Origin of the sequence: Photobacterium indicum, from assembly GCF_003026215.1 — a bacterium.
Lineage (GTDB): Bacteria > Pseudomonadota > Gammaproteobacteria > Enterobacterales > Vibrionaceae > Photobacterium > Photobacterium indicum.
Window position 1 is genome coordinate 342,640 of the sequence record NZ_PYOC01000001.1, and the last position, 16,461, is coordinate 359,100.

Below are 16,461 nucleotides of genomic sequence, written 5' to 3' on the forward strand. Positions count from 1 at the left end.
TCACTAAATAACGGCATTATTCACCCCTAATGAGGGGGCGTTTGGTTGCGGATAATCTGCATATGCACAAAATATCCCTAGAGAAAGCAGGAGATGAGCAAATAGGCGAGCTCATTGTGAGTTAAAGAGTAAATCATGCCGGAATATTGCTACTTACTTTTTAACTGTAAGTGTTTAGCGAATTGCCCAGGGGTAATACCAATCGCTTTTTTGAAATGGCGGTGTAGGTGGCTTTGATCATGAAAACCTGCTTCTTGTGCGGCATCAGAGATTTTATGTCCTTGGCGAATGAGTTTTTTAGCCAATCGTAACCGAGACTGAATTTGATAAGCATGCGGCGGCAAACCAAAGGCTTTTTGAAACGACCGCACTAAGTGAAAAGGGCTTATTGAGGCTAATTGCGCCAATTCCAGTAAGGTAATATCAGCACTGGGGAAGTCATCTAAAAACTCTTTAACAAGCGCAAGTTGACGCTGACTTTTCGGTGGCTCACTCAGCGTTGTTCGACCTTTACCGTGCTTACACATTAACTTTGTGAGTACGCTATACAATAAGGTTTCACGCAATAAACGGTTAGACGATTTTTCTAAGGTATCGAAAACTAAACGTAATTGATTAGCGAGTTCGAGATCGTAAACGACAGGATCAGAGAAGTAGGGTGCACTTGAGCATGGTGCGTTCAATTCTTTTCGTATTTGCTCAAACTGTGCAGGCAAAGGGTACATAGCCTTGTATGACCAACCTCCTTCAGCAGCTGAATGACCACTGTGAACATCATCGGCGTTAACCAATATAATACTGCCTTGGGGAGCGACATGGTTCCCACCTGTTCGATAGAATTTTTGCGCACCTTTTTCAATCACTCCAACGGTATAGCCTTCATGGCTATGACGGGAAAAATTTTGATGATGGTACTGCGCATCCAATACTTCTAAGCCGCCGAGTTCATCCGCGAAGCGGTAGGTGGCTTGTTCCTTGATGGTTGGTGATTTTTTGATACGGGTTTGTTGGCTTGTACTTTTTGATTCAGACATCATCCACCGCCCAGTAAAATGGAAAAAGAAACACAGCGATAATTTGCTACGCCTTTCATCATAACCTACTCGGAAAACCTTTTTTTGTACAAAATTGCTCAAAAAAATGCAGTGCTATTTCCTCTTTGCTTGGACATAGTCTCATCGAGCTACCACGAAGAATCTGCCTAGATGAATTGATAACGACGTAACTTCTTGCGTAATGCCAAGGCATATTCAATAAGCCAACGATAAATGGTCGAACCATACCAACGCAGACACCAAAGAATGATTTCAGAGGCAAAGTGTTTCTATTTGAATTCGGGGTTGATCATTGAGTCGCTAGATTAGATGGGAAAGGTGGAATTCTGAGTATTGGCTGATCTTTTTCAACAGAGCCGATTCGAGTGTTTTTGATTACCGCCACTTTATATGCAGGCTAATGAGTATTTATTCTTTGAAATAAAATCACAGATATTAAATTTGCACCGGTATGTACAGTAATCCATACATATAAGGTGACCCAGATCACTTCGTGAAAGCAAAAAATTGCTGTACATTGGGCTCAGTAAATACGGCAAATATAATTCTTCATCATTTGCAATACACAAACGAAATGCCTTAAATCATTAAAATACTCAACAATATGCTTAAAGTAGTGGTGTGAAAGACAAAGGTGTGAGTAACGAGTTCAATAATAGTATTTGTTATTCTGGCCACTCTGGGGTTGAACGTGCTGCCCAGGTAGGTAGGCAGAGAACGAGCCCGGTTGTATTAACGGAAAACAGCTAAAGATATACGTATGTCTAATAACCTCAAGGAGAATTAATAATAATTAAAATCGATAACCATAAAATCAAAGATTATGACCTATTGCTGGTCTCGGCCAAAACTCCTAATTATCAACGGTAATTAAACTCGAAGTTTAGGGAATTATATAAATGAAAAAACTTAGCATGTTAGCTCTAAGCATCATGGGAGCATTTGCATACCCCAATATTGCAAGTGCGCAAATAACTATTTACGATTTAGATATACAAGGTCAAACCTGTAATTCAGAATATCGCCCCGTTACTCGCAGTGAAGCTCGTTTTTTAGGAACTGCTTTAACAAATAAAATGGGTGAATGGCAAATTACTAATCTTGCTGATGGATATGTAATTATGGGTTCTGGTTATGGATACGAAATTAAACAAGATGGATTATGGCATACGACTTTCTGTGTTCCGACTAAAATAGAAACACCTCAAATTTATGATATGTCTCCGATTAACATTCCTGAAAATGATGTTCTTACTGTTGAATGGGATTTAATAAACCAAGTTGAATTCTATCAGCCATGGGCTCGACTGGCTAACGCGCTGGGATTCGCTTGGGCTGGAGGCACTCGTAGTAAATACGCAGGTGAAGACATGATAGTTACGCGACAAAGCGATCATGACTTCCTTGTTACAGGATACAATAATGGTAGTTGTAACGGCTACCGTTGCGATGAACGGTTAAAGATGGAGTTCACTAATTTTAACTACGAAGTCGAACCTTCAACTCTTTGGGTTGGTAAAAAAGTTGAATCAGATAAAGAATCCTATGGCTATATCGTTGGTTACGCCAAGAATGCTTCTAGTACAATGCAGCAGCGACGACTAACATATAGTTACTCTGAATCCACTAACTGGTCGAAGACGGATACTTATAAATATTCTGAAAAAGTAACCTCGAAAAGTAAATTTAAATTCCCTCTTATCGGTGAAACAGAATTATCGCTTGAGCTAGGTGCAGAACAATCATTTGCGACTACTGATGGTAAAAGTTCGCAAAAAACAATTTCTGATGTAGCTGTTGTTAACGTTCCCCCACACACGCAAATTCCTGTTTTCCTGAAAATTGAAAAGGCGACCGTTGATTACCCTTATAAATTCAATGCACAAGTTAGCTATGACGTAACTCTGACATCATTTATGCGGTGGGGCGGAAATGCATTGTTAAGTCATGATGAAAATCGACCAACTAAATCAATTACCTACACTGTTGGCCGAGGTTCTTCACCCGCCAAAAATTTACTTTACCAATATCAGCATCCACATACGCCACTGGGTACGGATTTTTGGGATTGGTCGTGGCTTGTTGACAAGCATGGTAAAGACGCTCTGAAATGGGCTGTAAGTGATGCTCTTCGCCCGATTAAGACTAAAGTTTCAGGTGATTTCCATGCCGACTCTTCATACGTTGCTGATGTAACGTACTTAGCAGATGAACCATTCTATGGTAATGATGAACGCGCTGGACGAGTACGAAGAAGTGTAGACTCAGCTCCTATTGCAACAAAAGAAGAGCTAGAACAACTAGGCATTAAGGACTTTCAGCTAAATATAGAACCAGTTGAGGACATTATTAACCAAACGACACCTATGTAATTAACCCCAGACCGGTTTAAGCAAGAGCAGCAAACTCTGTTAACAATAGCTGCTCTTCTTTCTCCAAGCGAGCAATGGGATTTGCGTATGAGGAATGCTTGTCTGTGTTTAATGGTTTAGGTTGGCAGTCTATATCGTAATATCTTAGGCTGCGCCGAAGAAACGGATAAGCGGCTTCATTACGTTTGTGGGAGAAATAGAAATCTAGTGTTTCACCCTGTTTATTGATACTACGGTAAAGATAGTGCCATTTCCCTTTCAGGTAGGTTTCATCGAGCTGCCACGATGAGTCAGTCCGGATGAATTGATGGCGACGATGGCAAAAGAGCACAAAGTAGAACCGCTGAGGATTAGTTTTATCAATGCTCTTTATCTAATACAAGATGAATTTATCTGGTGTGATGGGCGAAGTCCGGGGACGATTCCGAAAAAGCTGAAAGCCCTGAGAGAGAATGGTAGACGGTTAATCTTACCAAAGAAAAGAAAGCGGCCTTCATACCTACGAGCAGTATTACAAAGACCGAGAAAATAGCCGAATAGAAAAGCCACTCGCTCTTAAGCGAGTGGCATTAAGTGTAAACTCGGGTTTTATAGATAATTAGTTTTTATCGAGAAAGAGACAAATAGTTCTTTCTACCGTTGTTTATTCAACAATTAAGCAAGAAGCTCTTTTGCTGTATCAACAACGTTTTCAACTGTAAAGCCAAACATCTTGAATAGCTCGCCTGCTGGTGCAGACTCACCAAATGTTGTCATACCGATGATGCGACCGTCGAAGCCTACATACTTGTACCAGAAATCAGCAATACCCGCTTCAACTGCGATACGTGCAGTCACATCAGACGGTAATACAGATTCACGGTAAGCAGCATCTTGCTTATCGAATGTATCTGTTGCTGGCATAGATACAACGCGAACTTTACGGCCATCAGCAGTTAGCTGGGCGTAAGCTTCTGTTACTAACTCAACTTCAGAACCTGTTGCGATAAGGATAAGCTCTGGCTTGCCTTCACAATCTTTCAGGATGTAACCACCCTTCGCGATATCAGCAACTTGTGCATCTGTACGTGGTTGTTGTGCTAGGTTCTGACGCGAGAAGATTAGCGCTGTAGGGCCATCTTTACGCTCGATTGCCAGTTTCCAAGCAACAGCAGATTCAACCTGATCACATGGACGCCATGTGCTCATGTTTGGTGTTAGACGCAGTGAAGCAATTTGCTCTACTGGCTGGTGCGTAGGACCATCTTCACCCAGACCAATTGAGTCGTGCGTGTACACCTGAATGTTCTGAATTTTCATCAGTGCAGCCATACGCATTGCGTTACGTGCGTATTCCATGAACATCAGGAATGTTGCACCGTAAGGTACGAAACCACCGTGTAGCGCCATGCCGTTGATGATAGCGGTCATTGCGAATTCACGTACACCATAGTGGATGTAGTTACCGCTAAAGTCGCCAGCTTCTAGTGCTTTTGAACCCGACCACATCGTCAAGTTAGACGGTGCAAGGTCAGCAGAGCCGCCCATGAATTCAGGAACAAGCTTACCGAATGCTTCCAGTGCGTTTTGAGACGCTTTACGTGAAGCAATGTTTGCTGGGTTCGCTTGAAGATCTGCGATGATTTTACTTGTTTCAGCTTCCCAGTTAGCAGGAAGATCACCAACAGAACGACGCTTAAATTCAGCGGCTAGTTCAGGGTGAGCCGCTGCGTATGCTGCAAACTTCTCGTCCCATGCTGATTCTTTTGCAGAGCCTGCTTCTTTCGCGTCCCATTCTGCTGCAATGTCAGTAGGGATTTCGAAAGGACCGTGGTTCCAACCAAGGAATTCACGTGCCGCTGCGATTTCTTCAGCGCCTAGAGGAGCACCGTGACAATCGTGTGTGCCCGCTTTGTTTGGAGAACCAAAACCGATAATAGTCTTAGCACAAATAAGCGTTGGCTTACCTGTTTCAGCTTTTGCTGCTTCGATTGCCGCGTTGATTGCGTCAGCATCGTGACCATCAACCGCAGGAATAACATGCCAGCCGTACGCTTCAAAACGCTTAGGTGTATCGTCAGTGAACCAACCTTCGACTTCACCATCGATAGAGATACCGTTGTCATCCCAGAAAGCAACCAGCTTGCCAAGACCCAATGTACCCGCTAAAGAACATGCTTCATGAGAGATACCTTCCATCATGCAGCCATCACCTAAGAAGGTGTAAGTATGGTGATCAACAACCTTGTGACCGTCACGGTTGAATTGGTCTGCCATTGCTTTTTCAGCAATCGCCATACCTACCGCGTTAGTAATACCTTGGCCTAGTGGACCTGTTGTTGTTTCAATACCAGGTGCGTAACCGTATTCAGGGTGGCCCGGTGTTTTAGAGTGAAGTTGACGGAAGTTTTTCAGGTCGCTAATCGACAGGTCGTAACCCGTTAGGTGCAATAGTGAGTAAATCAACATTGAACCGTGACCATTAGAAAGTACGAAGCGATCGCGATCAGCCCATAGTGGGTTTTGTGGGTTGTGGTTCATGTGGCTGCGCCACAGTACTTCAGCAATATCTGCCATACCCATTGGCGCACCAGGGTGACCAGAGTTAGCTTGTTGAACACCGTCCATGCTTAGGGCACGGATTGCATTTGCCAGCACTTTGCGAGAAAGACCGTTATGTTCCATATTTATTTCACCAAAAAATTTAAACAATTCAAAAGTAAGAAAGCGGCTGGAAGGCCGCTTTCTGAAATACAATAAAGTCTTATAGACGCTCTGCGATCATAACTTCAAGCTTACCTTGGTCAACCGCAAAGTTACGGATACCGTCAGCCAGTTTTTCAACAGCCATTGGGTCTTGGTTATGTTCCCATAGGAATTCAGCGTGTGTCATTGCTGCTGGGCGTTCTTTAGTGCCATTGGTGTCAATCAGCTTTTCAACAACTTCACCCGTTGCTTCTTCAAGTTCTTGAAGTAGGTTAGGGCTGATAGTTAGACGATCACAACCAGCAAGCTCAAGAATTTCGCCGATGTTACGGAAGCTCGCGCCCATAACAACTGTTTTGTAGCCATACGCTTTGTAGTAGTCGTAAATGCTTGTAACAGAAACTACGCCAGGATCTTCAGATGGTTCAAAGTCACGACCTTCTTTCGCTTTATACCAGTCCATGATGCGACCAACGAAAGGAGAAATTAAGAATACACCAGCTTCAGCACAAGCACGTGCCTGAGCGAAAGAGAATAGAAGTGTTAGGTTACAGTTAATGCCTTCTTTTTCTAGGATTTCAGCGGCGCGAATGCCTTCCCAAGTCGACGCTAACTTAATAAGGATACGATCGTTAGTGATGCCAGCATCGTTATACATTTTAATAAGCTGACGTGCTTTAATTACACTGCCTTCTGTATCATAAGAAAGGCGTGCATCAACTTCTGTTGAAATACGACCAGGTACAACTTTTAGGATTTCTTTACCGATGTTAACGGCAAGCATGTCGCAGGTGTCTGCAACTTGCTGAGTTTTGTCATTGCTTTGTGCTTTAGCGTAAGCAATAGAAGCGTCGATAAGAGGAGCATATTCAGCAATCTGAGCTGCTTTAAGAATCAACGATGGATTTGTCGTTGCATCTTCAGGCTGATATTTACTGATTGCTTCGATGTCGCCAGTGTCAGCAACAACAGTGGTTAGTGCGCGCAATTGTTCCAGTTTAGTGCTCATATATCTCGACCTTCAACGTATTTGGGCTTGTCTCAATGCTAGCTTAAATTGGAGCTAGCAAAAGTATATTCACGAGTTCTTAACGTAATTCCTGCAAACCAAAAACATACCTGGTGAGCAAATGGGTTAGCTAAGAGCAATTGATGTTTCGATAATTGTCTTTTTGCAGGAATTTGTCAATTATCAACTGCATCAAAGCGTGCTTGGGTCTCATTTTTTATCAGCTAGGTCCTGTTTTTTGCTTAATTTGCTGTTTGAATGGACGGTTTCACTGTTTGTTCAGCGTAGCAAATGAATGAGCAAGTGATCTGTGTTGTGAGCGGATGCTCATTAATGGTGAGCAATTACTGTTGATTATGAGATGTCATAGGAGTGATGGTAGATAAGTTATCAAGCGTATGGACCAAATGATAAGTCGATCCATACGCTATTATGATGGCTTTAATTACAGGTTTATATTGCTGTAACTGTTATTTGTTGGTGAATTTCTTTTATTACGCACTGCAGTTCCTTCGCGAGTAATGCGATTTCGTTTTCTGGCGGCAATGCTTTTATTTTGACTTTCTTTTCGACGGTTTGAGCGGCTTGACTAACCTTAAATGCACCTATGCTGCCTGATGCTCCTTTTAATGAGTGGCTAATTAATATTGCCGCATCAAAGTCAGACTGTTTCAGTGCTTGTTCAAATTTACTGACATCATTAGCGTGCTCTTGTGCAAACATCATTAAAAATTGAACAACAATGTTATGGTCGTCGTCCATCATGTCTAGCAAAGTGCTCAACTCGATGTGCTTAAATTGCGTTGGGTCGAGGGGGATATCGAATGATTCAAATGAATGATCGGCGTTGCTTTGTTCACTGACTGGCTCAATATCGTGTTCGGTTGTAACGATCTCTGCCTCTTCAATATTGTTATTCATCAATAGCGAACTAGATGCTTTCGCGGGCATTGTCGGCGTAATGTCTTCTGGCTCAGCTCTTAGTGAGGCCATTGCCGTAATCTTGCTTTTGAATCGTTGTAATGCATCTTGCAATTTACGTTCATCAAGTGGTTTGGTGATAACGCAATCTGCCCCTGCATTGAGCATGTTTTTTTGGGTTTCTTCAAATACATCGGCAGTACATGCAAAGATGGGTATTTGGCAAATAGCGGAATTAAGAGCACGAATACGTTTAGTGGCTTCAATGCCATCCATTACTGGCATGTGATTATCCATTAAGATCACATCAAAATATTCGTGTTCGAGTATTTTGAGTGCTTCCGCACCATTTTCTACCGCGTGTGTATTAAAGCCATATTGTTTAAGGAATGACTCGATGATGAGCACATTCAAATTATTATCTTCAACAATAAGTACTTTTAAACCAATAAAAGCACAGCGATCAAATTCAATGTTTTGTTGTTTTTCTTGTTTATAGTAGCCTTGTTCGACCACTAAGGTAATGGTAAACGTTGAGCCTTTACCATATGTACTTTCTAACTGAATATCACCATTCATTAGGTTTACCAGCTGCTTAACAATACTTAAACCTAACCCTGTGCCACCAAACCGACGACTGGTTGATATTTCTGCTTGCGAAAATGGGTCAAAAATTTGCTGCATACGATCTTCAGCAATACCAATCCCTGTATCTTGAGCGGTAATAATGAGTTTTCTTTCTCTAGGGTTGTCGCATTGTTCTTGGTTTAACGACACCCTTACTTCACCTTTATCAGTAAACTTAATAGCATTGTTAATCACATTAAACAGTATTTGGCGAATACGAGATTTATCAGCAAAAAACCAACTGTTAGAGTCAAAGTGACATTGAATGGAGAAATCGAGACCTTTCTCTTTTGCTAGCGAATAGTAAGTGCTTTCAATTGTGCCGACTAAATCTGTAATACAGAAATTGGCTTTATTGAGTTTGAACTGTCCTTGTTCAATTTTAGAGAAATCCAAAATGTCGTTGAGTATCGACATCATGTGCTTACCTGAATCGAGCAATGTCAGAAGGTGATGTCTTTGTTCTTGCGTTAGGTCTGTTTTTAACAGTAACTGCGATAGCCCTAGCATCCCATTCATTGGGGTACGAATTTCATGCGAGAGGTTGGCCAAGAAGGTGGATTTCGCGCGATCAGCGGCTTCTGCTTTTTCTAATGCTTGGTTCAACCGCTGTGTATCATACGCAATTTTTGTCGCGCCTTGATTCAGTGCTTCTTGCAGTACTTGAAATTCATGTGGACCTTTAAGGGTATGCTGACTGGTGTAGTTACCAAGCTTAAAATGTGCTGCAAAACGTGTGAGTTTTGCTAGCGGTACGGTGATTCGCTTTGTAAGTACAATCGACAAAACCATGACAATACAAGCGGTAAACAATAGCGCCAGCATGAAATACCGGTAAAGGTAATCGATAGCTTGGGTTGCGACATGTTGCGGTGTAATAGTAACCAACGACCACTGTGATTTATTGTTATTGTTGAGGGTATTAAGGGGAGAAACTGTCGTAAGTAATTCATCGCCATAACGATTGGTGTAATGAGAAACACCATATTGCATATTGTTCTCACTAAATGCACCCGCACTATAATTCTGTTTAAAGTCGTTGAATACTTGTAGTGACCGTCCTTGATTTCTACCAGAAAGAATCGTATTACCATCATTGTTGATGATTAAAACATATTCAGCACTGGCGATGTTGTCGGAAAAGTAGGTTAGACTTTCATTAATCTCATTTAAAAGGTATTCAACGACGAGGTAACGGTCATCGCTCGCGGCTGTATCTGAATCATTGTTCACTTTCGTAATGAGTAGCAAGCAAGGTACAGAAATGAGATCTTGTGGCACCGAAATGAAAACATTATCGCCTGTCGCTGCCATTTGTTTAATGGCAGACTCAATGTTTATTAGGCCGAATTTGCGTAGTTCATTATGAAGAGTAACGGTTTCTAAAGAACGGGAGGAACGGCTAATAAAAAAGTCATCTCCTTTTTTCTCAACAAGGTGAATGGCATTAAAAGCTTGATCAACCTCAGTGAGCTTGGTCAGGTAGTGACTGATAAACCCTTGGCTGTCTGATGCAGGATATGACGCTATAGGTGCATCTTGCTCGAATATTGGTGAACTGGACAATACCTTTAAGCTTAATAATCGATTAGCGATAATATCATCGATGTTTTTGGCTGCAATGTTGGTGGGGCTACTGATCCCTTTTGCTATTTGCCCCAATGCCACAGTCGACAGTTTCTCACTGCTGATCCAGCTGTATAAGAAGGCTGGAATAATACCAACAGCTAACATGCTGGCTAATAAAATAGGTTTAATTTTGTTTGGAATTAACCGCATAACATCTCTTTTTATGAAATCCATTTCAATATCGAACGAAGGCACGTAGTGAGTACACGCTAACCATTACAGCATGAATAACGACTGAATGCCGATATTAACAATATTTATACATTTAGTATTGACTCTCTTACTAACAACTTTATCTATATCTGAATAATATGTGAAGATACCGATGCTTATCTGTTGATTATTGTATGCTAAGACGGGAAAGAAAAGCGGATTGCAAGGCAGGTTTTAGGTATATGCCCGCCTTGCTGGCAGAGGTTGTAAGGTAACGCATTGTAAAAGAGTTAATTAAGCAACTGTTCCAGTGTTAATGGGGCTGGCGTGAGTCCAACTTGTTGAGCTGGCGTTAGGCCTGATCGATCTTGATGGCAAAGGTTATGCCATGCTCGATAAATATCCAGTAAAGGTAGCAAACCTGCAGGGCGAAGCTTACGACGCGGTTCATTCACTAATTGCGAAAACTGATCATGGAATCGTTTTTGATATTCGCTAATACTGCGGTGTGATGCCAGCTCTAACCATTTAGCTTCGTTACCTTTGTCACCGCCTAAATGACTTATCCCTTTGTTTATTTCACCATGACGAGTAAATGCCCAGCGATCACGCCACCATCCCATTAATACGATATCAACACGCCCAGCTACTTGACCGCGTTGCCAGCCTGTATCTTCTACGACGTAAAGTGGGTTAATGGTTTTATTCTTAATCCGATCAATAAAAACAGAGACACATGCAGAGCGCAATAAGGTTTCTTGAGGCATAAATATTGCCAAAGATTCATTATATTCAAGCATTTGTGATAAGTGCAGATAATGCGCATAGACTGTATATTGTGGGCGGATTAAGCACCCTTTTGAAGGGTAATTAAACCGTGCAATATTACTGAGTGGATCTTCCATATTGGTACGATCTAATACTTCACGATACATCGCATCAACGCGCGCTAAAATACCTTGAGGGTGTGATGATGGTACTTCTACCAATTTAGGCGCAGGAGCTGCCATAAAGCGGGTATCATTTTTATATGGGTCGTGACTTTCGCTCGGATTTTGGACATCACTTTGGTGATAATTAACATGCTGCCCGACGATGTAGCCTGATGTGGCTTCACCGGTTGCAATCCATAACACACCATTATCACTATTAGGCTGTAATGGCTTCATGTCTGTCGCTAAGCTGAGTGTTTGTGCATGTTTAAACAAGCGAGCATCAAACATCGAGAGTTGACGACGGCAACGGCTGGCAATGTGTGAAAGCTGATCGTAGAACGATTTTGGGTTCATGCTCAAACGGCGGCAAATATCGCGGACAGAATAGCCAGTGAAAAGCATTGCGAGTAACTTCTGTTGCACAAGGTGTTTGCCATTAAAGCCAGACCAGCGATCCACGAAGGTTGTTTGACAGCATTTACAGCGGTAACGCTGTCGATCACCACTGTAACCAAAAGCATGGTAAAGGTGACGATGTGTCAGAACGGGTAAACCAAGGTTATCGCAGTCGGGATTGCAGCAGGCGGGTAAACCACTACTTTGCGCGACTTTTAGGCGAGTGACTTCAGCGACTACATCATGATTATTTAATACTGGTGGAAAAGCACCACACTCACGACATATTAATGTAGGACGATTAGGGTTAGTACGTTGCATAACATAGTGTTGTTCATCTTTGGAACCAAAGTTTTTGCAACTGACAGTTTTGCAATGATTTAGCTGTAAAGATTCATATGCTGGAGGTAGCAAGGTATTGTCTATGTTTGAGTGAAGTGTTTTCATCATAACAGCCTAACCCTATCCTTGTGCTGGAGCAATAAGATTGGGGGAGAAGGGCACTGGACAAAAGGCAGTAAACCTTCTGTCCAGTACGGCATTAGCGTTGTGCAAGTTAGTTGTTATTTTGTATTAATCGCTGAGAAAGAATCGACATGATTGTTTTCCCAATTCAAATTGTGTAAGACGCCACATTTTACAAAAAGTTGAGCTGCGATAATGCTCAATAACAACCTCCTTGTGACACTAACTTTTCCCTTTTTCGTATTTCTGTTTTTTTTGTTAATAGCGATGACATTGCGATTTTAATCAATGTCATTGATATTAATTCTGCGTTGGCAGAAGGGCGGCCAGAGAATCGGGGAAAACCCTAACCGCAATATCTTATTTTTACGCCTGAAGTTACGTAGCCTAGATGTTTACTGCTGTTTCTAGTGCCACATTCATCATTTCACCAAACGACTTTTGGCGATCTTCAGAGCTTAGTTTCTCACCACGTTTAATGTGATCAGATACGGTTAGAATAGTCAGTGCTTTAGCACCTAGTTCAGCGGCAACACCATAAATACCAGCCGCTTCCATATCGATACCTAGCATGCCTAGCTTTTCCATCTTATCGAAAAGGCCTTCTTCTGGGCTGTAGAATAAATCGGCAGAGAAAATGTTACCTACACGTACATTCACGTTCTGTAGGCGTGCTTGCTGTACAGATGTTTCTAGTAAGTGGAAATCAGCGATTGCAGCGAAATCGTGGTCATTAAAACGAATACGGTTCACTTTAGAGTCAGTTGATGCACCCATACCAATGATAACGTCCATTAATTTAACGTCGTCGTGTACGGCGCCACAGCTACCAACACGAATGATGTTTTTCACACCAAAATCTTTGATAAGTTCATGAACGTAAATAGAACATGAAGGGATACCCATACCGTGACCCATTACTGAAACGCGCTTACCTTTGTAAGTGCCAGTAAAACCTAGCATGCTACGTACGTCACACACTTGTTTTACATCTTCCAAGAAATTCTCAGCGATGAATTTTGCGCGAAGCGGATCACCTGGCATTAAGACTGTTTCTGCAAAATCACCAAGTTCAGCATTAATATGTGGAGTAGCCATAATTAGGTCCTAGAAATTTGATTAGAATAGATGAGTCTGTAAGTTAATACTTACGAGAAAAAGCGTTCAATAACTGTTTGGTAGGCAACACCACCAAGGTAAACACCTACGATTCCCATAATGCCAGACAATACGGGTGGTGCCGGTAACGGCAGTTTAACCGCAGTAAAGAATGCGCCGACAATAAAGCCAGCAAAAATAGCAAGCATGATCTCGCTCATGTGTTTACCCTCTGTGTGTTACATATCTACATAAAAAAGTAACGGTAAATAGGCTGCTCTATTGGTCCGATTTTTATCGGAAGGCGCCTTTAATCAATGCCAATTTAAATTGGTAAAGCTTACCGTTTGTTGTGTGGCTAGTTTATGGAACTGCTCTTTCTTGTCTCGAGATCATGATCACATTTTCATTTCTTCACTAACAAAAATAGCACCTTGATAACCAAATCTGTTGAAAGCGAGAGGGGAATCGTTTGCTAAAGCTCGATTTGTTGGTGCTGAATAAATTATTAATGATGTAAATATCAGTTGTTACCTATTGAATTGAAATGATTTTTGTTTTGATGTTCTGTGTGGTGAACAATATGAATACAAAATATGAATAATGTGATCTTGTAATGGTTTTCATTGGGTATTTACTGCTAATCCTGATTCGGGGTAAATTGTTTTACCCGCCTTGATTGTTTCGACAACCTGAATGGTATCTATCTCGCCAGCAGCGACAGTGAGTGGATTTTTATCGAGTATGACAAGGTCTGCGACTTTGCCTGCTTCTAATGATCCTTTTTCTGATTCCTCAAAAAACTGGTAAGCCGCATTGATGGTGATCGCTTTCAAAGCTTGAACCGGTGATATTCGTTCATCGGTACCAATAATAGTGCCCCCCCGAGACAGTCGGTTGACTGCCGTCCATACCATAAATAAAGGGTTTAAAGGGGTCACCGAGAAATCGGTATGGTTAGTGAACCGTAATTCTTGCTTTAAAGCTGACTGCATAGGATTGGACGTAAAAGCCCGTTCTTTACCTAAACTATTTACCTGTGCATCACCCCAGAAAAAAGCATTGTTGCTAAAAAAACTAGGGATAAGCCCAAGCTTTTTAAACTGATTAAAGTGAGAAGGGCGCATGAATTGTGAATTGACCACAACATGACGTTGGTTTTGTTTGTGATTGATTTTGAGTTCATAGTTAACTTGAATGACTGTGTCGATTGCAGCGTCACCATTCGCAGAGGTGTATACGGGTAAACCCTGTTCAACACTATATTGATAATATTGTTTGAATTTACTGTAAGGCATGATTGGCTCACTACGCCAAGCGGAATTCGTGTTATCCAGATTATCTGGGTCAGCATTTCCGGTTAAATACGGTTGGGTAAACCAGGCCCCTTTGCTTTGTGGCGAGCCATCCATGATAAGTTTCATTCCCCCGAGTTTTAAATGATCGGAGTATTGCGCGGGTTCAACGGTATTTTTGTCTAGAATGCTTTTTATATCGGTGAATAAAGGCAGTGAAATAACATCGAGGAAGAGTTGTTTATTCACCGCTGCTTGTTGTAGTAATTCAAACTCTTTCTGTAACGTTGAGCTATCAACAATCGTAGTGTAGCCATATTTTGCGTATTCCATTTGGGCTCGAAATAGAGAACCCAATAAAGCTTGTTCATCAGGTTTAGACAGTGTTCGATAAATAGGGAGAAAAGCAGCCTCCATTACTAAACCAGCGGGTTCGTTTGTGCCTTTAATCCGGCTAATAATACCGCCATAAGGAGTAGGTGTTTGTTCATTAATGTTGAAAGCTTCAAGCGCGAGTGAGTTCAGCACTGCACCATGGTTTGATACATGCATGATCATGACTGGATTCTCGGGAAAAACAGGATCAAGTTCATTGATCGTTATGTCGTATAACTCTTCTAATGCGGTGGGATCGTAACCATAAGCGATGATCCATTCTCCTTTTTTGATCGCGTGTTGTTCTTTGTGTTTAAGCAATGCTGCAAGCAAATCTATAAAGTTTTCGATTATGCCAACAGGGGGAGCTGAAATATTCGCCCAATTATTAATTTTAAGGACGGTTGTGAAGTGGCTGTGAGCATCAATAAAGCCTGGTAGCAGGGTTTTCCCCTTTAAATCGATGACGGTAGTGTTAGCATTACGGTAAAAATTGATTGTCTCTACATTACCTACAGCAATGATTCTTCCATCTGTAATTGCGAGTGCTTCTGCTGTTTCAGGGATTGCCATGGTTAAAATATTACCATTCAAATAGATAGTATCGGCTGAGGAAATATTGTCGGCATGCTGGTGTTTATCATCACAACTTACAGTAATCAGAATTATGGCGAGAATAGAAAAAACAATAAATAATCTGTTTAGCCTCAGACGTACATTTAATGCGTTATACATCTACATCACCTTCGCAATATTTTATTAGATCTTAGACGATAAATTCTTACTGCTGATATTGGCAAAATAATAAAAGGTTGAGCACGAAACACAGGATGTAAGTTGGCTTAGTTAATCAATATGGGCTAAAAGTTATAGATAGGAAAAAGCCCCTTTTATTTCATATTGATAGCTAAACGAAGGAACGTTGTAATGAAGAAATTATTGCTTGCTGCTACGCTCGTATTGACTTGCCTACCTGCTAGTGCCGATATACTAGGGATTTCTGTTGGTGCAAGTGCGGGTGCATCACGCGTTGACTATAAAGGTAACACTGATACTGGGTATGAATATGGTATTGATGGCACTTACCATATTAATGATATTTTTAGTGTGAATGTCGGTATCGTTCAGGGTAGTGCAGATGTGGATGATGATATTTCATCATTTAAAAATGACATTGATTATACCGCTGTACCAATCACGCTTCGTGGTGATTTACCGTTATTGATTGGTAGCCTTTACGCTAAAGCTGGTACGAGTTATTACGATGTTGATATTTCAAATGCGAGTTTTAAAGATGATGGCTGGGGATTTACTGGCGGAGCAGGCTTTGTTTTAACATTAATCCCACTAATCGATTTAACCCTTGGTTATGAGTATCGAGATATGGGTGAAGTTGAAAATAACGCCGTTGTTCTAGGTGTTGGCTTTAGACTTTAAATCAGCATA

The 16,461-nt window shown here is 41.4% G+C and carries 10 protein-coding genes and 3 pseudogenes; 3 read left to right on the plus strand and 10 right to left on the minus strand.

All coding sequences use genetic code 11. The features are described from left to right. Positions 1-149: 149 nt before the first annotated feature. Together C9J47_RS01440 and C9J47_RS01445 are read right to left on the minus strand one after the other, a co-directional pair. Positions 150-1,034, minus strand: coding sequence for an AraC family transcriptional regulator (locus C9J47_RS01440; RefSeq protein WP_245903243.1), 885 nt, complete (start codon positions 1,032-1,034; stop codon positions 150-152). Positions 1,035-1,204: 170 nt separating this feature from the next. Further along, a pseudogene (locus C9J47_RS01445) lies at positions 1,205-1,306 on the minus strand (IS6 family transposase); the annotation flags it as partial. 648 nt (positions 1,307-1,954) lie between these two features. Here C9J47_RS01445 and C9J47_RS01450 point away from each other — a divergent pair. Continuing rightward, on the plus strand, positions 1,955-3,427 hold the full coding sequence (locus tag C9J47_RS01450; protein ID WP_107251914.1) for an aerolysin family beta-barrel pore-forming toxin: 1,473 nt from the start codon (positions 1,955-1,957) through the stop codon (positions 3,425-3,427). A 46-nt stretch (positions 3,428-3,473) separates the two neighbouring features. Here C9J47_RS01450 and C9J47_RS01455 read toward each other — a convergent pair. Next, positions 3,474-3,743: pseudogene (locus C9J47_RS01455) on the minus strand (DDE-type integrase/transposase/recombinase); the annotation flags it as partial. On the opposite strand from C9J47_RS01455, the pseudogene C9J47_RS27260 reads away from it, so the two are divergent. Beyond that, positions 3,735-3,959, plus strand: a pseudogene (locus tag C9J47_RS27260) (IS4 family transposase); the annotation flags it as partial. The pseudogenes C9J47_RS01455 and C9J47_RS27260 overlap by 9 nt on opposite strands. 122 nt (positions 3,960-4,081) lie before the next feature. Here the strand turns inward: C9J47_RS27260 and tkt are convergent. The 7 genes from tkt to C9J47_RS01495 all read right to left on the minus strand — a co-directional run bounded on the left by tkt (position 4,082) and on the right by C9J47_RS01495 (position 15,750). After that, complete coding sequence (tkt, locus tag C9J47_RS01465) at positions 4,082-6,091, minus strand: transketolase (RefSeq protein ID WP_107251915.1); 2,010 nt, start codon at positions 6,089-6,091, stop codon at positions 4,082-4,084. Positions 6,092-6,170: 79 nt separating this feature from the next. Then, complete coding sequence (gene tal, locus C9J47_RS01470; protein WP_107251916.1) at positions 6,171-7,121, minus strand: transaldolase; 951 nt, start codon at positions 7,119-7,121, stop codon at positions 6,171-6,173. A gap of 453 nt (positions 7,122-7,574) precedes the next feature. Then, positions 7,575-10,448: an ATP-binding protein gene (locus tag C9J47_RS01475; protein WP_107251917.1), complete on the minus strand. Its 2,874-nt coding sequence runs from the start codon at positions 10,446-10,448 to the stop codon at positions 7,575-7,577. Between the two features lie 293 nt (positions 10,449-10,741). Next, positions 10,742-12,232, minus strand: a complete 1,491-nt coding sequence (locus C9J47_RS01480) for a lactate dehydrogenase (RefSeq protein WP_107251918.1) — start codon at positions 12,230-12,232, stop codon at positions 10,742-10,744. Positions 12,233-12,634: 402 nt separating this feature from the next. After that, positions 12,635-13,345 (minus strand): purine-nucleoside phosphorylase, encoded by a 711-nt coding sequence (gene deoD / locus C9J47_RS01485; RefSeq protein ID WP_006228740.1) that lies wholly within the window; start codon positions 13,343-13,345, stop codon positions 12,635-12,637. Between the two features lie 50 nt (positions 13,346-13,395). Continuing rightward, entirely contained in the window at positions 13,396-13,566 is a 171-nt protein-coding gene (locus C9J47_RS01490; RefSeq protein ID WP_006228741.1) for a XapX domain-containing protein, read from the minus strand. A 402-nt stretch (positions 13,567-13,968) separates the two neighbouring features. Next, a complete protein-coding gene (locus C9J47_RS01495) occupies positions 13,969-15,750 on the minus strand; it encodes an amidohydrolase (RefSeq protein WP_107251919.1) in 1,782 nt (593 codons plus the stop codon). A 192-nt stretch (positions 15,751-15,942) separates the two neighbouring features. Here C9J47_RS01495 and C9J47_RS01500 point away from each other — a divergent pair, with 192 nt between their 5' ends. Beyond that, on the plus strand, positions 15,943-16,452 hold the full coding sequence (locus C9J47_RS01500) for a porin family protein (RefSeq protein ID WP_107251920.1): 510 nt from the start codon (positions 15,943-15,945) through the stop codon (positions 16,450-16,452). Positions 16,453-16,461 lie beyond the last annotated feature (9 nt).